Origin of the sequence: Streptococcus australis ATCC 700641 (genome assembly GCF_000186465.1) — a bacterium.
Classification (GTDB): Bacteria; Bacillota; Bacilli; order Lactobacillales; family Streptococcaceae; genus Streptococcus; species Streptococcus australis.
Genome location: NZ_GL636091.1, coordinates 578,778 through 599,423, shown reverse-complemented (window position 1 = coordinate 599,423; position 20,646 = coordinate 578,778). Strand labels below are relative to the sequence as shown.

General features: G+C 40.5%; 10 protein-coding genes and 3 pseudogenes. All 13 read right to left on the bottom strand.

What is annotated here, in order from left to right; all coding sequences use genetic code 11:
* Window positions 1-2,583, bottom strand: a 2,583-nt coding sequence (locus HMPREF9421_RS10120) for a mucin-binding protein (RefSeq protein WP_155814856.1), incomplete at its 3' end; no start/stop codon positions are given.
* 99 nt (window positions 2,584-2,682) lie between these two features.
* On the bottom strand, window positions 2,683-6,384 hold the full coding sequence (locus HMPREF9421_RS02835) for a mucin-binding protein (protein ID WP_006597298.1): 3,702 nt from the start codon (window positions 6,382-6,384) through the stop codon (window positions 2,683-2,685).
* Window positions 6,385-7,090: 706 nt separating this feature from the next.
* Window positions 7,091-13,828 (bottom strand): Spy0128 family protein, encoded by a 6,738-nt coding sequence (locus HMPREF9421_RS02830; protein WP_478078781.1) that lies wholly within the window; start codon window positions 13,826-13,828, stop codon window positions 7,091-7,093.
* 552 nt (window positions 13,829-14,380) lie between these two features.
* A pseudogene (locus HMPREF9421_RS11180) lies at window positions 14,381-14,476 on the bottom strand (YSIRK-type signal peptide-containing protein); the annotation flags it as partial.
* Window positions 14,477-14,759: 283 nt separating this feature from the next.
* Window positions 14,760-15,254: a beta-class carbonic anhydrase gene (locus HMPREF9421_RS02825; RefSeq protein ID WP_006595480.1), complete on the bottom strand. Its 495-nt coding sequence runs from the start codon at window positions 15,252-15,254 to the stop codon at window positions 14,760-14,762.
* Between the two features lie 288 nt (window positions 15,255-15,542).
* A complete protein-coding gene (locus tag HMPREF9421_RS02820; RefSeq protein ID WP_006595479.1) occupies window positions 15,543-16,238 on the bottom strand; it encodes a TIGR00266 family protein in 696 nt (231 codons plus the stop codon).
* Window positions 16,239-16,320: 82 nt separating this feature from the next.
* Complete coding sequence (radA, locus tag HMPREF9421_RS02815) at window positions 16,321-17,682, bottom strand: DNA repair protein RadA (protein ID WP_081453569.1); 1,362 nt, start codon at window positions 17,680-17,682, stop codon at window positions 16,321-16,323.
* A gap of 13 nt (window positions 17,683-17,695) precedes the next feature.
* Window positions 17,696-18,211 (bottom strand): histidine phosphatase family protein, encoded by a 516-nt coding sequence (locus tag HMPREF9421_RS02810; protein ID WP_006595477.1) that lies wholly within the window; start codon window positions 18,209-18,211, stop codon window positions 17,696-17,698.
* 18 nt (window positions 18,212-18,229) lie between these two features.
* Window positions 18,230-18,532, bottom strand: a pseudogene (locus HMPREF9421_RS02805) (isochorismatase family protein); the annotation flags it as partial.
* Window positions 18,528-18,689: pseudogene (locus HMPREF9421_RS10620) on the bottom strand (DNA repair protein RadA); the annotation flags it as partial. The pseudogenes HMPREF9421_RS02805 and HMPREF9421_RS10620, both read right to left, overlap by 5 nt.
* Window positions 18,690-18,699: 10 nt before the next feature.
* The gene (locus tag HMPREF9421_RS02800) at window positions 18,700-19,239 is read right to left on the bottom strand and encodes a histidine phosphatase family protein (RefSeq protein ID WP_006595475.1); all 540 of its coding nucleotides are present in this window, start codon (window positions 19,237-19,239) and stop codon (window positions 18,700-18,702) included.
* Between the two features lies 1 nt (window position 19,240).
* Window positions 19,241-19,687: a dUTP diphosphatase gene (locus HMPREF9421_RS02795; RefSeq protein ID WP_040803191.1), complete on the bottom strand. Its 447-nt coding sequence runs from the start codon at window positions 19,685-19,687 to the stop codon at window positions 19,241-19,243.
* Between the two features lie 342 nt (window positions 19,688-20,029).
* On the bottom strand, window positions 20,030-20,646 hold a 617-nt coding region (locus tag HMPREF9421_RS02790), incomplete at its 5' end, for a MiiA motif-containing surface protein (protein WP_006595473.1).

Genomic DNA, 20,646 nt, shown 5'->3' with positions numbered 1-20,646 from the left:
GATGCGTTCACGGAGAACTACTGTGAATTCCTGGTCAAATGCTGCATCAAAGTCGAAATTCTTGTTTGAAGCACTTGTGAAACCATCACTTACCAATTCATAACCTTGGCGTTTGTAGGCTGAAATCTTAGCCGCTGTGCTATAGTCAATCGCTTCACCTGATTTACCTACTACTGCATCACGGCTCAATTCGACATGACCTTTTTCATTCACATATTTGATCACAGCACGTTGTGCATCACGTACATAGGTTACTGTCACCTCAAAGTCTGGCGAAGTTGCTTCCACTCCTGTTACAGCTGGAACCATATCTTTGTCAGCTGTATATCCCTGAATACGAGGAGTCAAGACAGAATCAAATGTAGTATCAGTTGAAGTCCACTCACGGTAATCAATGTGGCCTGTTACCAAGTTGACATAAGCAAAGCGTTTGAAGCGGAGTGTTTCTGCTACATCATCTTTCGCTTTTGAACCATCTTCGTAAACATAATGAATTGTACGGGTTACATCTTCTTTATTGACTACATCCTTAACTGGATCTGGCCATTTTGGTGTGTCTGGGTCTTTTGGATCAACTGGTTGATCTGGATTTGGTTTTGGTTTATCTGGATCGATTGGTTCGATGCGTTCGCGAAGGGTAACTGTGAATTCTTGGTCAACTGCTGCATCAAAGTCGAAGGTCTTGTTTACAGAATTAGTGAAGCCATCATTTACCAACTCATACCCTTGGCGTTTGTAGGCTGAAATCTTAGCTGCTGTGCTATAGTCAATCGCTTCACCTGATTTACCATTGACCTCATCGCGACTCAATTCTACATTACCTTTTTCATTGACATACTTGATGATCGCTTTTTGAGCATCTTTCACATATGTTACAACTTCTACAGTATCTGCAGTTCCTGCTTTCACACCAGTTTTAGCTGGTACTACCAATTTATCTGCTGTGTAGCCCTTGATCACTGGTGATGTTACTGCATCAAAGGTGTCATCATTTGTAGTCCATTCACGGTAATCAATGTGACCTGTTACCAAGTTGACATATGTGAAGCGTTTGAAGTGAAGTGTTTCTACCACATCATCTTTCGCTTTTGAACCATCTTCGTAAACATATTTAACCGTACGAGTCACATCATCTTTATTGACTACATCCTTAACTGGATCTGGCCATTTTGGTGTGTCTGGGTCTTTTGGATCTACTGGTTGATCTGGATTTGGTTTTGGTTTATCTGGATCGATTGGTTCGATGCGTTCACGAAGGGTAACTGTGAACTCTTGGTCAACTGCTGCATCAAAGTCAAAGTTCTTGTTGGCTGCATCTGAGAAGCCATCGCTAACAAGTTCATAACCTTGGCGTTTGTAAGCTGCAATCTTATCAGTTGTGCTATAGTCAATCGCTTCACCTGATTTACCATTGACCTCATCGCGACTCAATTCGACATTACCTTTTTCGTTGACATACTTGATGAGCGCTTTTTGAACTTGTTTGACAACGACAATTTTAGTATCTCTACCGATAGCATCTAAATCGTCTTTTTGGTTCGGATTGACCGTTTGACGTGCCTCATCGTATCCATGAATAACTTGCCCCGGTTTGATTTCCCAACCAGTTGGAGCAGTTGGGACTTTCGTAAACCATGCACGAGTAGGATCCGATGGATCGTTAGCATACTGGTTATGAGCGGCTTGATCAAGACTTGATGTTACATCACCAGATGGTGTAATATAGTTACCTTGCTCATCAACCAATACAACTGAACCGAGTTTCTTGTACCATACATCAAAGTTAAAATCATCCAAATGGTCTGGATCAACAACTAAGGCTTCAATACTAGCTTTATCAGCATAATATCCAGGAAGGATCGGCGTCATGACCTTCTTAAACTCATAATCTGGGTCTTCTGACGTTCCATCTCCTGCTACACGGAAACTTCCTCTTCTACTGTAGTTGCGTCGTCTAGCAATGTATGCTGCTAAAGAAGTGCGATATTGTTCTTGAGCTTCTTTAGAAAATTCAATATTAAACCCTCCATTAGGGTTGTCGGTTGCATTTTCTAAATTCAAACCTGGAACTTTTTTGTCAATAGTGAGTTTATCTTTTACAGAATCTGTAGTCGCTTCATTTGATTTTTCTTCTGTAACTTCAGATTTTGTTTTTTCCTCAGATTTTTCTGATTCTTTAGTAGCTTCTTCTACTTCAACTGTATCTTCTTTTTTTACTTCTTCCGCTTTAGTTTCTTTTTTGCTTTCTTCTACTTTTTCATCTTTAGTCTGAGCAGTAGTTTCATCTGTCTTTGAATCAGTAGCGACAGCTTTTTCAGTATTTTCAGCTAAGTTTAGGCTTGCTGATGACAAGGTAGGTTTTGCAGAATAAGTTACAGAAGGTTGAGAACTTTCAGTAGTTTCAGATTCTTCTTTAGCCACTTCTGAAACAAGAGTTGCTGAAGAACTTGTAGCATCATCCACTTTAACTTCTGTATCCGCAGATGCAATCGTTGTTCCAGCTAAAACAGATCCAATTAAGACCGATGCTACCCCAACAGAATATTTACGAATTGAAAATCGTTGTTTTCTATCAAAATTCATTTTTTCTCCTTTTTTAATAGTGGCAAATGTATAGCTGTGCTTCATTCTTGTTCAAAGAAGCACAACTACACTGTACCATAAAACAAATTTATTTTTCTACTAAATCTTTGGTGGTCGACGTGAGCTTCTACCACGTGTTACAACAGGTTTTGCTCCGTACACTCGTTTATTTAAAGTTGCGGAAGCTTTGCGAGTTGCAACAGTAACTGCCTCAGGTTGAACTTTTGGGATCTTAAGAACCTTTGGAGTTTCAACTGGTTTTGATTCAACAGTACGAACTGCTGGTTCCACCGGCATTCGTTCTTCTTTCGCTTCAACCTTAGGTGCTGAACTTGGTTCCTCTACTACTGTAGCTGGATCAGCTACTGGTGTTGTTTCAGTAGAAACTGAGCGTCTCACTCTTGCTGACAAGCTTCTTACTTCACCAGTATTCGGTGCTACATTGACACGATTAGCTGTATTAGAATTAACAGGTTGGACAGGCCCATCTTGGTCTACCACTTTACCAATTCTCCATGAAGAGTAAGTAATATTACCTGTCACTAGGTTTACATAAGCTGTTCTTTCAAACGTAATCTTACGAAGGATTGTCTTGAAGACTTCTTTTCCACTTTCTTCTTCTCTGAAGCGGATAGTTTGAGTTGCTGTACGCTCCAACTCTTTCATATCCTTAACTTCTTTTGGCCAGTTCGCTGGATCTTCTGGTGTTACAGGGATGCCAGGTACTGGTTTTGGATCTTGTGGAGTAACAGGTTCAATCCGTTCTTCAAGAGTCACTACAAACTCTTGATCAACCGATACATTCGTATCAAAATGTTTGTCTGTAGCATTTGTAAAGCCATCTTCGATTAGCTTATAGCCAGCCTTCTTATAAGTAGTGATTCTATCAACTGTACTATAATCGATAAGGGAACCACTCTGTCCTTCCATCTCGTCTTTCGCAAGTTCAATATTTGAAGTCACGTTAACGTATTTGACACTTGCTTTTTGTTTATCTTGTTTATAAACAACAACAGTCTCATAATTAGTCAATTCAACATTGTCTACAATATTACGCCAATACGTTTCAGAAACAGTGCGACGACCACCTTGAGAGATAACAATCTCATCTTTAATTTCGCTAGGATTGAAGGTCACGGATACACGAGAAGCTTTTGTTCCAACTGCCAAACCAGGTACGTTGGATGAAAGAATTTCTGCTTTATAGCCCTGAAGTTCAGGAGATACAACTGTATCATACGTTGCTTTACTGTTCTTAGTACCTGCAAGCCTCCAACCAGTATCTCCAATGCCATCTCCATCAATATCGCGAACAACATATTCTGTCTTGCCATAGGCTGCTAGGAATTCGTCCCCATTTGCTACGCTAGAATTTTTTAACACATTCTTGAATTGATCTTGGTCAATTGCAACTTCAAGGAGGCGTTTCCAATCAGAGGATTGGACAACAACTTTTGGCTTACCATTAGCGTCCAAAACAGGTGTACCGTCTTCGTAGACATAACGGATAGTATTGGTATGCGTTGCATGCGGATTAATACTTGTTCCATTTGATACCCAAATATTTTGACGGTTAGCTGTAACTGGATCAATACCATATGTCTTATCTGTCGCAAGAACGCCACCTGAAGAAGAACCTGTCTGAACAGACGTTGAAGAGCTTGGATTGATTTCTGCTTTTCCACCAGGCTTGAATCCGGCGATACTCATTGCCCCGCCTTGAATATCCGTCCATACGGAACTCATTTTATTTTTACTTACAACATCTCTACCATCTTTGTTAAGCGAATAGACTGTATAAGTGCCAGCACCTCGGTTTACACGAGTTCCAGTTGGACCATTGAACTCAATGTGATTTCCTGATACCTTTGATCCGTTAGAAATATAGAGAATATTACCATGTCCAATTTGTTCTGGATTGTTTCCTTGAGCAATTCCAAACGGAAGCTTACCTGTAATTTCACCAGCTGAACGTCCTTCAGAATTCGTGTAACGCATTAAGGAAACGTAGAGAGGATTATTAAATTGGAAGACTACGTTAGTACTTGAACCAAGTGGCACAGAAATAAGTTCAGCATAGTAGTCTGTATTATCATCACGAACATCTACAATTGAACCTTTGTTAGCTTGGAATAATGGTTGATCTTTCCGACCATGTTTTGAATCTAAATTAATGACATCATCCCATGGATTAGCTCCACGGTTGTCCATTTGAACGCGGAAGGTCGCATAGTCATCTACTAAAATGGAACCGTTCTCGTTCAGACCGATATAGTTATATGCATTGTAACTACCAGAAGGGCCTCCACCACTCTTCGGACCTTTTCCTACAGAGTGGAAGGTATTGGTTGATTTTTTACCAAATACAACACGTGAGTTATCACCAAAATCAATTGCCGTTCCTCGACCTTTGTTTTCAAAACGAACTCGAGAATTAGAACCAGTTGTGAAGGTTGCATTATTTCCGAAGATCAATCCATCACGACCAGTGAAATTGAAGCTTGCATGTTCTCCAATAGTAAGACTACTCTTTCCATTTCGACGGAAAGCATTACCTGTTCCGTAGCCTCCCCAGCGATCTAGGTGTGTTAAACCATCTGCTGGACGTCCCATTCCAAGTGAGATAGCCTGACCAATGCTTGTATTTAGAGTCAGTTTCGAATCTTTACCAGTTACGACCGTTCCTCCATGTTCCATGAAGATCCCAGCATTATGATAACGGGCACTTTCCGTTCCATTATTCGTATTCATATTAATTGTGAGACTTGCTCCATCATTAACACGAACAGTTGAGCCACCCGCAAGGTTGATAGCATCTCCCTGTGAAGAGCGATTCAATGTCAAGCTTGCCCCATCAGCAACTGTGATAGATTTTGCATCATGGATATTTGCTTCACGACGTAAAACTGAATGCCCCGCAGATCCAACATTTCGTTGTACATACTGAGTTTGACCGTTTGCTACACGATAACTATCACTAACGGTAGAGGTAGTTGTGCCTTTTACGATTACGTCGGTATTCCCGCCACCACCGTAAAGAGATGAACCTTGGCTTTTCACGTTCTCAAACGTAACAGTATTGGCTCCAGTTGTTGCTGAAAGATCAATAGGCCCTTTTGAGTTTCCAGTAGCTAGTTGAAGATTCTTGAAGACCAGATTCCAAGCACTTGAGCCTGTAAATTTCAAGCTATTTGATAAGAGGTCCAGGCTTGCTTGATCATTTCGACCTTGGATAACTACATTACGGCCTTGTGAGTTGATCGCAACTGTACGATCAACCGAATTCACACGACCATTATCAGTATTACCATTGTCTCCAGTCGCTACGACGTTTCCTGAAATGGTGATATTCTGAATAGAATTATCATTCAATGCAGAAACAAAACCATTCCAGTTTGAAACCACACGTGAAGTTACTTCACCACTATTACGAAAACCACTTGTACCTGTAGCTTCACGAGATACAGTTTCAGTTGGCTCAGCTGTAGCTTCCTTCCCTGCTTCCTTATCACCTTCATGTTGCGAATCAGTAGCTACAGAAGGTTGTACAATTGCTGCAACATTGTACGAAGTTGGGGCAGACGATTCCCCTGTGACCGGTTTTGAAAGAGCAATCTCTTTGTCCGATGTCGCCTCACTAGAAATTACATCTGAAGTCGAGTCAGCAGGATTTTCAACTTCATCAGCCAAAACCGTCTGAGAACCAGCTGCAAACAAGGCTGTTCCTAACAATACGGAACAAACGCCAATAGAATATTTCCGAAGGGAAAACCTTTGGCGTCGATTGAATATATCCTTCATGTCCATAAAACTCCTTTTTAAAATATATTTTTACTCCAATATAATTTTAGCAAAAATAAACTCTCAAATGTCATTTTGTCGTAAATATCACGAAATATATCGTAATATTGTCTTTATATCGTCATTTTTTGCAAAAAATACGAACGTTTTTTTGCGTTTCTTTCGTTTTTGCACCTTGAGTTCACTTTTTTAAACATGTATTTTTTAACAATTTTTTTGCCTATTTCTCTGTACTTTTTAGAATATCCCCTTTGTTTTACCAACACTTAATAGCTTGAATTAGTAATTTCTATTTTTTCTGACACCACCTATATCAAAGCCTAGTTATCTATCTAAGAGAAGACTTTTTCCATAACAGAACTTTACTATGAAAACATAAGTATTTAAGTACCAACCTATTCTCATTTTTTTCTCGTATGATTTGGGATTATCTTGTTCTCTTTTTCTGTTTGTTAAATAGGAAAATAGGAATAGGGATTCTTTGTTTCTCAAAAGAAAAACTTCAACTATTTGGATAACAGGAGCCATTCACCTGTCAATACAAAAAAGCAGCCGGGAAAATCCCGACTGCTCAAAAGAGCTAATCATTTCCATCACGCTCTCATTCAGCTTTCTGATCTAAGGAACGTGATTTTATTCTAGTCTTTTTATAATGAAGTCTAAATTGTTCTAAGAAACCCCTTAGAAAGACGCCTGTGCTTTCAATTTAGTCTTCGTTTTTCTTGCGTCTTGCAAGGCCAGCCAGTCCAACCAAACCAAGAGCAGCGCCTAACAATGCAGCAGAAGCTGATTGTTCTTCACCAGTAGAAGGAAGTTCTGGTGCTGGCGGTGTCACCGGTGGTGTTGGCGGTGTCACCGGTGGTGTTGGTGGTGTCACCGGTGGTGTTGGCGGTGTTACCGGTGGTGTTGGTGGTGTTACCGGTGGTGTTGGTGGTGTCACCGGTGGTGTTGGTGGTGTTACTGGTGGTTTCGGTGGAATTACCTTGTTGTTAAACTCAGTATCTTCAGGCATTTGTGAAGTAAGAGTCAACACTTTACCATCCTTGGTTACAGTAACTCCAACAGTCGCTACCATCTTATCGTACTCAACTCCAGCCTCTGTACCTTTCACTTCTTCTACGTGATAGATATAAGTACCTTCTTGACCACGTTTGAATTCAAGAGCTGAGAACTTGATCTTACCTTCAGCATCGTTGCTTACGGTTTCAATCACGTTTCCATCTTTATCTTTCAATACGAAGCTGAATTCACCAGCTTTCAACGCACGACCTTCCAATTTCTTCGTGAAGTTGAATTCAACTTTCACTGGGATATTAACAACACGTTTCTCAGTTGGTTTTTCTGGTTTATCAACTGATTTCTTAGTTGGATCATATTGGTGAACAATTTGAGAAGCTGTATTTTCAATATCTACACCTTCTTTAGCAGTTCCCTTGATACGTGCTGGAATATCAAACTTGTAGTAACGTCCAAATGCTAATTTAGCAGTGTCGATTACTTGAGTATTTTCTGCATCTCCAAGAGACTTAGTCAAGTCAGCCTTAGATGTAGCAGTAATGACACCATTCACAATTGAGATATCAAACTTAGCTGTTACATCTTCACCAGTTACTGAATCATAAGCTTTAATATCAGCCACATTAACATCCAAGTTTTCGCTATCATATTTATCCGTAATACCAACAGATTGAATATAATGTGCTTCTGTGAATTTAGTTGTATCCAACCATACTTGGTAAACAACCTTATCACCTTTATGGAGTGTTTGGGTATTGATATTTTGCTTTTCATTATTATCAACTTTGTCCACATATGGATCTTTGTTGGTATCAGCTACTTTATCAGTCAACTCTTTATCATCATCAAGAAGTTTATTTCCAGTGATATCAAATTTCTCTTCATTAAGAATATATTTCTCTGGATTGAACTCAGGAGTTTCTGGTGGAGTGACACGGTTGTTGAACTCTTTATCAGCGATATCGCCAACAGTTGCCACAAGAACTTTAGCTGTTCCGTCGTGTGAAACAGTTACTGTTACATTCGCTTTCATGGTGTCGTATGTAACGGTTGCGTCTGTTCCAGCCACTTCTTCAACTGTGTAGTTGTGAACACCAGCTTGTTCTTTCTTGAATTCAAGAGCTTTGAACTTAACGTTACCTGATGCATCATTGCTTACAGTTTCAAGAGTCTTACCTGTTGAATCTTTAAGCACGAAGCTGAATTCGTTCGCTTTAAGTTCACGGCCTTCCAAACGTTTAGTGAAGTTGAATTCCACTTGTACTGGAACGCTGTTTACACGTTTTTCAGTTGGTTTGTTTGGTTTTTCAACAGTCTTGCTTACTGGGTTGTAGTAGTTGACTACTTGAGCCGCAGTATTTTCGATGTCTACTCCACCTTTAACATCCGCTTTAACAGTTGCTGGAATATCAAACTTGTAGTAACGTCCGAATTCGAATTTAGTTGTGTCAATGATTTGAGTGTTTTCTGCATCGCCAAGTGACTTAGTGAAGCCAGCTTTAAGAGTTGCAGTAATCACACCATTGTTAACAACGATATCGAATTTAGCTGTCACATCCGCACCAGTCTTACCATCGTATGCTTTAATAGCTGAAGCTTCAACGTCGACTTTTGCCTCATCGTAGTCATCTGAGATTCCTACTGATTGGATGTTGTTCTTGTTAGCTGCGTCAAATTTAGTTGTATCCAGCCATACTTGGTAAACAAGTTTTTGACCTGGTTTAACTGATTTAGTATTGATATTCGCTGCTTCGTTATTAGATGCATCGTCCGCATATGGGTTCGCATTTGTATCTGCGACCTTGTCTGCCAACTCTTTATCATCATCTAATAATGAAGTTCCAGTTAAATCAAATTCTTTTTCGTTCAGAACATATTTTTCTGGATTGAATTCTGGAGTTTCTGGAGGAGTTACACGGTTGTTAAACTCTTTATCAGCGATATCGCCAACAGTTGCCACAAGAACTTTAGCTGTTCCGTCGTGAGAAACAGTTACTGTTACATTCGCTTTCATAGTATCGTATGTAACGGTTGCGTCTGTTCCAGCCACTTCTTCAACTGTGTAGTTGTGAACACCAGCTTGTTCTTTCTTGAATTCGATAGCTGAGAATTTAACTTTTCCATCAGCGTCGTTCTTAACTGTTTCAACTACTTTACCTGTTGAATCTTTAAGTACAAAGCTGAATTCGTTAGCTTTCAATTCACGACCTTCTAATTTCTTAGTAAAGTTGAATTCTACTTGAACTGGAACGCTGTTTACACGTTTTTGAGTAGGTTTGTTTGGAGTTTCAACAGATTTGCTTACTGGGTTGTAAACGTGAACGATTTGGTTCGCTTTATTTTCGATGTCTACCCCACCAGGAACATCCGCTTTAACTGTAGCTGGGATATCAAATTTGTAGTAGCGACCAAATGCAAATTTAGTTGTGTCGATCACTTGAGTGTTATCAACATCACCTAAAGATTTGTTCATAGAAGATTTAGATGTAGCTGTAATTACTCCGTTAGCTACTGTAATATCAAATTTAGATGTTACATCAACTCCTGTTACGCTATCGTATGCTTTAATGTCAGCAGCGTTAACAGTCAATTTATCTGCATCGTAAGTATCAGAGATACCAACAGATTGGATGTTGTTTTTGTCTGTGAAGTTCTTAGTATCTAACCATACTTGGTAAACTAATTTATCACCACGTTCAACAGTCTTGGTATTGATGTTTTCTGCTTCGTTGTTTGAAGTTCCATCTGCGTATGGGTTAGCGTTTGTTTCAGTGTACTCATCCTGAAGCTCATCGTCATCGTCCATTAATTTTGTACCTGTTAGGTCAAATTTTTCTTTGTTAAGGACGAATTTTTCTGGTTGGAACTCAGGTGTTTCCGGAGGAGTGATCTTGTTGTTGAACTCTTTATCCGCTGTTCCATCAGTCACGTTACCGTTCGCATCTACCCCACCTGTTGATGATAGGTTTGTTACAGTTGTAAGAGTATGACCATTCTTAGCAACTTCAACTGTGACTGTTGCTTTCATAGTATCATAAGTCATACCAAGCTCTTTAGTAGATGGAATAACTTCTTCTACTGTATAAGTATGAGTTCCAACTTTAGTATTATCAAATGATAATTCAGAGAATGTTACAGTTCCGTCAGCTTTATTTGTTACTGTTTCAAGAGTTTGACCAGTTGAATCTTTAAGAACAAAGCTAAATTCGCCATCTTTAAGTTCACGACCAGCTAATTTCTTAGTAAAGTCAAATCTTGCAACGACTGGAGCTACATGGTAGTTATTGAACTCAGTATCATCCGGCATTGTAACATTAGCAGTCAAGATACCAGATGCAGCATCTTTCGTTACATTCACTGTAACGACTGCATTCATTGAATCGTAGTCGATGTTTGTATCTGTTCCAGCTACTTCACGTACAGTGTAAGTATGTGTACCTGCAGCGGCGTATGGGATTGCATCGAATTGGATTGAACCATCAGCCGCATTTTGTTTGGTTTGAATCACATTGCCATTTTCAAGCAATTCGAATGTGAAGGCATTGGCTTCAAGAGTCTTACCTTCCAAACGTTTTGTGAAGCGGAATTGCGCTTGTGTTGCAGCAGGTGTGAAAGTATTGTTGAACTCTTTATCTGCTGGAAGAGTGTTTGTTGCTTTAAGAACATGACCTTCTTTAGTAACAGTGATTGTTACTTCAGCTTTCATTGTATCGTAAGTCATACCAGCTTCTTTATTTTCTGGGATAACTTCTTCTACAGTGTACTTGTGAGTACCAACTTGTGTATTGTCAAAGGTCAAGTCATCAAAGGCTACAACACCTGCTTTAGTATTGGTCTTAGTTTGAAGAACTTTACCAGTTGAATCTTTCAATACGAAGCTAAATTCACCGGCTTTCAACTCACGACCTGCGAGAGCCTTGCTGAAGTCGAAACGAGTCTTAACTGGAGCTACTGCAAAGTTGTTGAACTCTGTATCTTCAGGCATTGTAACATTAGCAGTCAAGATACCAGATGCAGCGTCTTTCGTTACATTAACTGTTACGACTGCATTCATTGAATCGTAGTCGATATTTGTATCTGTTCCAGCTACTTCACGTACAGTGTATGTATGAGATCCTTCGTTATCGTAAGAAATCGCGTCAAACTGGATAGTTCCGTCAGCCGCATTTTTCTTCGTTTGGATGACATTACCATTTTCAACCAATTCAAATGTGAAGGCATCCTTCGTAAGCTCTTTCCCTTCCAATTTCTTCGTGAACTTGAATTGAGCTTGTGTAGCAACAGGTGTGAAGGTATTGTTGAACTCTGTATCTGACGGAAGTGTGTTTGTTGCTTTAAGAACATGACCTTCCTTCTTAACAGTAATGGTAACTTCCGCCTTCATTGTGTCGTAAGTCATACCAGTTTCTTTATTTTCTGGGACAACTTCTTCTACAGTGTATTTGTGTGTACCAACTTGTGTGTTATCAAAGGTCAAATCATCAAAGGCTACAACACCTTCTTTAGTATTTGTTTTAGTTTGAAGAACTTTACCAGTTGAATCTTTCAATACGAAGCTAAATTCACCGGCTTTCAACTCACGACCTGCGAGAGCCTTGCTAAAGTCAAACTTTGTCTTAACTGGAGCTACAACGTAGTTGTTGAAGACTTTATCATCTGCACTTGAAGCAAATCCACCAGTACCACTATATTTAACTGTAGCTTGTAATTCACCTTGAGCGTTTTCAGTTACAGTAACAGTCATCTTAACTGTCATACCATCGTAATCGACGTTTGTATCTGCCCCTTTAACCTCAGTGATTGTGTAAGTGTAAGTTCCCGCTTTGTTAAATGTTAATTTGCTGAATGTAGCTTTACCGTCTGCTTTGTTGGTAACAGTTTCTTCATATGCTTGAACAGATGAAGGAACTGAGCTGTCAGGTTGTACCTCTTTCAGTTTAAATGTAAACTCACCGTTTGCTAGTACACGTCCTTCAAGTTGTTTTTCAACTTCTGGAGTTACTTCAACTGGTTCTTGTTTTACATAGTAGTAAATAGGCTGTTTATACGGAGTCAAAGTGTTAAGCAAGTCAACGTTTGTACCGATACCACCAACTCCACGTTCTAATTGTGCATTAGCTGAACCGTGTCCAATCCCGTCTCCTAAGAATGGTACAAATACAGTCTTCTTAGGCGTATATCCTGAAGCTTTTTGGAAATCGAATTCAACTTCAACACCATTTGGATGGTTAACACCATCAGCACCAGTGAATGCAATTGTATTAAGAGGTGTTTTTTTAACAACTAATTCTTGTGTATTATGTTCACCTGGTTTAATAGGTTTCGTTTCTGCAAGCAACATATAGCCATCTGTACTTAGAGAGCCGTCAGAACGCTTGCTTTGTTGTCTTGGATCTAGTAAGTAAACACGAATAACTACTGAACCGTCTTCTCCAACAACTTCTTTGATACGTTTGATACCGTATCGGTCCGCATCCATAAATTTAGAACCGATAGTATAAGGACGATTTACAAAGCCTGATTTATCGTTTGCATCAGCTCTTTGATACAATTTATATCCATCAAATTGGCGCTCACCAGATGCTGTGAAACGTTGTCCTTCTTCAGCTTTAAGAGTATATCTAGCTAAGTCTACTTCATTACCATTTTCCTTATAATCTTGAACAGTTTTATCTGTTTTATTGGCGTTGAATGTTGGGTTGTTTTTATCAACTACTTTATAATAAGTTGTTTTATTAATTGTTTCTGGGATTTTGGCATTTGAGTCAGTGATCGTACGGCCATTGTAGGCTGGTTCAACAACGTTTAGAACATCTGTTGTAGTACGAGCGTTATAAACATCATTATAAAGTTTTTGCTCATCTGGTGTAAGTTGGTGCCCCGCAGCTACTAAGTCTGTGATACTCTTTCCAACCTCATACCCATTTTGAATAAATGGTTGAGTAGTTTTACCTTTTTCAGCAGTACCTGCTTTATAATCCACTTGGAAGGTTAATTGACTATTAGACGCAGCTGTGGTAGTAGTGAATTTTTGAACACCACTAGATGAAGTAATAGTTCTAGTTTCTAGTACATTACCAGTAGTTTTATCTAGTAATTCAACAGTTGTATCTGTAGATTCATCAAATCTCTTATAAGCACGAGCATAGTATTTTGTACCATAACGTTCATTGAATCTAGTTAAATCCCAGATAGCGTATGTGTACCAATCTCCTTCTTTTGCTGAGTAACCAGCTGGTGCAGTTTGAGAATAAACACTTGCACCATTTGAATCTGTCATATTAGGTGTAGCAACTTCACCATCTTTTAGGTAAGTAGTTACAGCAATTGGGTTAGAGTTATGGTCTCCAGATACAATTTCTTCAGTTGCGGCGCGACGATTACGGCGACGACTTGTTGCCAAAGCTCCAGCATTTGTACGTTCCACATTGGCAGTTGCGATAGTCGCTGTTGCCTCAATATTTGCTGCCCGATCTGCTTGCGGAGCTGCTTCCGTACCAGAGATCGGAGCTGTTGGATTTACAGAAACTGAAATAGCAGTAGGGACTACTGCTGAAGCTTCACTTGCAGCTGCTTCTGAGTTTTCACTTGCTGTAGCACGAGTTGCTGTTGTAGAGGCTGGTTTAGAGCTTGACTCTTTTTTCTCCACAGGTTTGCTTGTTTCTGTTGGTGTTGCTTTTGGAGCTTGCTCAGATTTTTCAGTTTCAGCTTTTTCTTCTTTTTTTGTCTCAGCTTTCGCTTCCTTGTTCTCTGTAGTAACTGGTTTTTCAGCTACTTCAGCTTTTTCAGTCGCTGGAGCTGATGTTTCAGAAGTCGCAACAGGAGTAGATAGGTCAAGTTTTGGCACTGGTGCTCCTTCACCATAGGCCTTAGAAGCTGTTGCTTCTTCTTGACTTGATTCTGTTGCAGCAGGTTGTGCTTCTGAAGCCGCAGTTTCTGCAGATTCAGATGTTGCTGTTGCTTCATCTGCTGATGCAGATTTAGCTCCTGCAACAAAAAGTGCTGTCCCTAACAAGACAGAACAAACACCCACGCTATATTTTCGTAAAGAAAAGCGTTGGCGTCTATTGAACATTTCCTTCATTTATTTGTATCTCCTATGTGTTATTTCATGATGAACATGATACAAAGCTTATAGTATCAAAAATAGACAGCCACTGTCAAATTGTTGCACTATAATTTTGTATAGTTACATATTTCCCTCTAAAAGCTATTTTTTTATTTGTTTTTTCAAATATTTTTACATCCCGTATCAGTATAATTCCTCTATCATACATTTTTTTAAAACAAGAAAAAGAAGCAAATTTCCGTGTAAAATACGGCGTAATTTACTTCTTTATCAATCTAACCATTGTCCTTTAACCCACTTCTAAGATCAATCCTGTATCGACATCATAGACAGCTCCTGAGATAACGACGTCGTCTGGAATCAGTGGCGAGGCTTTCAAAAGTGCGACATCCTCCCGGACGCTATCGTAGATATCTTGAAAGGGGAGAAAGTCTTGGTCTCCAACATCAACGCCCAGTTCCTTCTTCAGATGCTGACGGAATCCTTCATTCTCAAAGGTTTGCGCTCCACAGTCTGTGTGGTGCAAGACCACGATTTCTCGAGTGCCCATCTGTTGCTGGGAAATGACCAAGGAACGAATCATATCCTCTGTCACGCGCCCACCTGCATTCCGCAAAATATGGGCATCCCCCAAAGCAAGACCTAGTGCTGGTGCGACGTGAAGGCGAGAGTCCATACAGGTCACAATGGCCACTTGCGTTTTCGGTTTGATGGGAAGATGAAGGTCTCCATGCAATTCAACATAGGCTTGATTGGCTTTTAAAAAATTCTCAAAATAGGACATAGGAACTTCCTTTCTGGTTGGTAAAATAGTTTGAACACCAAATTATTTACACTCTATCTTACCATCTTTTTCCCAGATTGTCAGTTGTCAGCCTACATGAAAAAGAGAGTGGGACAGAAATCGGTAATTCGTTAGAATTCGATTTCGTCGTTCCACCTCCGCACAGTTGAGTAGGGCTGTAAAAGCTGATGAAATCAGCGTAATAGAGCCCACTCAACCACTGCGTCTTGCTCGACAATCCAAAGACAATTGAGAGGCTAGGACTTTTGTCCCAGCCTCCTTTATGTATTAAGACCGTTTTGGTAAATAGCGATTTAGCAAGCCAGCAAAGGTTTGAAGGTTGAGACTTTGAACATAGATCTCACCAGTCCCTCTAAAGGTATTGACGACTCCCTCACCAGTTCCGATAGATTGCCAGAAACCATTTTCCAAATGAATATTATAATCCAAAGACTGGCTCCAAGCAACGACATGGGCATTATCGATGGTGATTTCTTGATTGTTTAGCTCGATTTTTTTAATAGAGCCATAGGCATTCACCAAGAGGGTCCCTTGCCCTTGGGTCGTCATGACGAAAAATCCACCCTGACCACCAAAAAGAGCCTTACCGATCGATTGGGTTTCCATTGTATAGTAAGCTGTACCATCCAGTGCAAGGAAGGCACCATCGTTCAATCGATACTGCTTTTCACCCAAATACAGTGGTACAACCTGACCTGGTGAGTCAGGCGCCAAGGCTAGGTAAGCATTATTAGACTGGGCAAAAACCTGGGTGATAAAAGTACTTTCACCCGAAACCATTGACCGTCCAACTGCTTTTACAAAGCGTCCTACACCGGAGCCGCTGGCATTTAATTTGGTGTTGAGGGTCACATTAGGTGTATGGTAGACCATACTCCCTCGCTGAATATAGACAGTCTCACCTTGATTGAGAGATAGCTCGACCAAAGGGAACTGCACATTGTTATCTGTAAAAAATTGCATGATAATTAACCCCTATCTTTAAGTAAGTATAAACAAAGTATAGCACAGGAAAAACCATTTCGCAAACGATTCCAAAAAATGGTTAAGAAAAGACTTTTTTCAAAACTTCTCCTACAGTAGAGACCGCTATCACTTGAATGCCATTTGGGATCGTGATCCCTTGGAGAGAATTTTTTGGCGCATAAATCTTAGTGAAACCAAGTTTGGCCGCTTCGTTAATCCGCTGCTCAATCCGAGTCACGCGACGAATCTCCCCAGTCAAGCCAATCTCACCGATAAAGGCCTCTTGAGGATTGGTTGGAAGATCCTTGTAGCTAGAAGCAATGGCCACCGCTACGGCTAAGTCAATGGCTGGTTCGTCCAGTTTGACACCACCAGCTGACTTGAGATAGGCATCCTGATTTTGGAGAAGAAGTCCGCAACGTTTCTCTAATACGGCCATAATGAGACTAACCCGGTTAAAGTCCAGACCCGTTGTCGTCCGCTTGGCATTTCCAAATACAGTCGGTGTCACCAAGGCCTGAACTTCCGCCAAGATTGGTCTGCTTCCTTCCATGGTGACGACAATGGCAGAGCCAGTAGCGCCATCCAAACGTTCTTCTAGAAAGACCTGACTGGGATTGAGGACTTCGACCAGCCCACCTGATTGCATCTCAAAGATTCCAATCTCATTGGTCGAGCCAAAGCGGTTCTTGACCGCTCTCAGGATCCGGAAGGTATGGTGGCGTTCCCCTTCAAAGTAGAGCACCGTATCCACCATGTGCTCCAACATACGCGGGCCCGCCAAGGTTCCTTCCTTAGTCACATGGCCGACGATGAAGATGGCGATGTTATTGGTTTTGGCCAGTTGCATGAGCTCAGCCGTCACTTCCCGCACCTGAGAAACCGATCCCTGCACCCCTGAAATCTCCGGAGACATAATGGTCTGAATAGAGTCGATGATGAGGAAGTTAGGCTGGAGGCGCTCCACCTCGGCTCGCACGCTTTGCATATTGGTCTCAGCATAGAGATAAAACTCACTATCAATATCCCCCAAGCGCTCTGCCCGTAACTTGATCTGCTGGGCAGACTCCTCGCCACTGACATAGAGAACTGTTCCTACTTGAGACAGCTGGGTTGATACTTGTAAGAGAAGAGTTGATTTCCCAATTCCTGGATCTCCACCAATCAGGACCAGACTCCCTGGGACGACACCGCCTCCAAGTACACGGTTGAATTCCTCCATCTCGGTCTTAGTACGATGGACATTGATGGAAGTCACATCCGCCAGTTTCATGGGTTTGGTCTTTTCACCTGTCAAGGACACCCGGGCATTCTTAACTTCTGCAACCTCAACTTCCTCGACAAAAGAAGACCAAGAACCACAGTTAGGACAGCGCCCTAGGTATTTGGGTGAATTGTAGGCACAATTTTGACAAATAAATGTCGTTTTTTTCTTTGCGATGATAAACCTCTTTCTAAATCTCTATCTCACACTCAATCACTTGGCAAAAATCAATGGTTTCATTCGGTACAAATTGACGCATGAGCATGCGATGGGCTACAACTACCACAGTTTGATGTTTCCGATACTTAGCCATGCATTCTAGAAAACGAGACTTCATCTCTACAGCTGTCTCATATTGAACAGGAGAATTTGGGAGCAACTCCCCCTTGTTTTCTAAAAACAGACATCTAGCTGTTTCAAAGTTCTCTATACCTGTTTCATAAACCTGCCATTCATGCAATAATGGCTCTACCCTCAAAGGAAGGCCAGTAGCACAGGATACATAAAAAGCCGTTTCTAAAGCTCGCGTCACTGCAGAAGACACCAGGATATCAGCTGAGCCAAACAAAGGATTTTTGCAAAGTTCCTGAGCTTGTTGTCTTCCTTTCTCAGATAAGGGTGCCAAATCTATCCCGAATCCCGTATAGGAACGCTCCTCTAACTCACGGTAATTTGGCTCCCCGTGACGGATAAAAATAATTTTCATATTAAGATCCCCATAAAACTATCCAATCTTTATTCCGCAATCTTGCCACTGCTTCAGTGTTTTAGAGAACTTCTTCTGGTTGACAACTCCGACAGCAGACAAATCGACAGAAACCTGATAATTCTCCTTGACAGCTGCCAAAACGGAAGCCTTAACACAGCCATTGCCATCTACCCCTATAAACTCTATGCTTTTAGCACCGTTTCCCTCTAAAAAATCTTTTAAATCTGGATTAGTAAAGCAAGAAGCCCGACGCTTCTCAAAGATACGAGAAGATACAAGTAGCAAGCCGGTCGCAAATTTCTTCTTTCTGTCTTTTCTCCCCCGTCAAGGACACACGAGCATTCTTGACCTCTGCAACCTCAACCTCCTCAACAAAAGAAGACCAAGACCCACAGTTTGGACAGCGCCCTAAATACTTGGGGGAATTATATTCACATTTTTGACACACAAATGTCGCCTTTTTCTTTGCGATAATAAACCTCTTTCTACATCTCTATCTCACATTCAATCACTTGGCAAAAATCAATCTTCTCATTTGGTACAAATTGGCGCATGAGCATTCCGTGAGTTACAATGATAATAGTTTTATAATTTTTATATTTTTCCAAAGTTCTTAAAAAACGATGACGCATCTCCAGAGCAGTTTCATAGCGACAAGGAGAATCTTCAGATAAACCTCCTTGATGTTTTAGATAATATTCATGAGCTACCAATACACTAGTTAAATCAGAGTTAGTACCATCTAAGTCTGGACGCCACTCATGAAAAAACGGCTCCACAAATAAGTCCAATCCTGTTTCAACTGCTATATAATGGGCTGTTTCTAAAGCCCTCGTCACAGACGATGAAATAATAATCTCTGCCTTTCCAAAACATGCAGTTTTAGCAACTTCTTTTGCCAGACTGCGACCTTTTTCTGTCAATGGTGCTAAATCACGACCAAAACCACTATAGAGTCGCGGATTTTCAAGTTTATCAAGCATACTATAATCTGGCTCCCCATGACGTACAAAGATAATCTTCATCTTAATGCCCTGTCGATCCAAATCCACCAGTTCGCACGCCATCTGCCTCATCTCCGTCTGCAATTAAGAAAGGAGCAAAGACAGCCTGAACCACACGTTCCCCGACTTCAAGAACAACTTCTTGATCGGTGATGTTTTTCATCTGAGCAAAGATATGCCCTTCATTCCCTGGATTGCCATAGTAGTCTCCATCAATAACACCGACTGAGTTAATCAAGACCAGACCTTTTTTACGAGGATTAGAAGAACGATCATAAAGATAAAGCACCTCACCCGCTTGCATATAAGCCTTGACCCCAGTTGGGACGAGGACGATTTCTCCTGGTCCAATCACTGTGCGCTCTGCCACCTTTAAGTCGTAGCCAGCTGCGTGTGCTGTCTCTCGTTTTGGAAGCAAGTCCTGATTGGTATAGGTTGATACAAGTTCAAATCCACGAATTTTTGTCATCATAATTCCTCTTTCATTCTAAATTTTTTCTATCTCTTCTATTATACCATCACTTTTCTCACCTATACTACTATTCGTATTTTTTTAATCCTAAATAATAACGAATATCAAACACCATCAAAATACGTTAAAATCCACTTATCAAAGATTTCTGTGACAGACTATTTTCTTCGAATTGTTGCTATCTTGCCTACTTGAATAGATTCTACTCGTCAAACTATATTCTTATTTGGTACAAAAAATACGATGATAAACATGAAGGACGTTGATAGAAAAGAAAAATGAGGAAAATCATACGATTTCCTCATTTCTCAAAAAGATACATCTAGTCTATCAGGTTATTTACTCTTCTTCTTTGCGTTTTTTTGAGAGAAGTAGACCACCTGTTAGAGCAGATAGAATTGCCAAGCCAATTGATGCCACTGATTGTTCTTCACCTGTACTTGGAAGTTTTCCAGATTCAGACTTCTTAGAAGAATCAGTTGCTACACGACCTTGATGACTAGCTTGTCCATTCGTTTCTTTAGCTGAAACTATCAATTGTTCTGACGAAATTACAACAGTCTTGCCGTTTAATTCCACAGTAGCATTTCCATAACGATCTACCTTAACTGTTGCACCTGGGTTCACTTGTTTAATCTTAGAAACAATTTCTGAACGCTCTGCATCTGTTAGATTCGATGGATCCTTAACTAAAGTTTTTTCGGCTGGAACTTTAACAAAAGTATTCGATGTCTTATCAGAATTGTTATCTGAATTAGAGTTACTATTACCCTTATTTCCCGTTTCTGAAACTTTTGTAATTGTTTGTTTTGGTGTCAAGATTGCTGTTGTTCCATCTGGATAAGTAATAGTTGCAGTACCGTCGTTGCCAACTTCTACCTTGCTTGCTGTAGGGTTGGCTTTCTTAACTTCGTCCGCCACCTTAGCTTTTTCCGCATCAGTCAAGTTACTTGGAT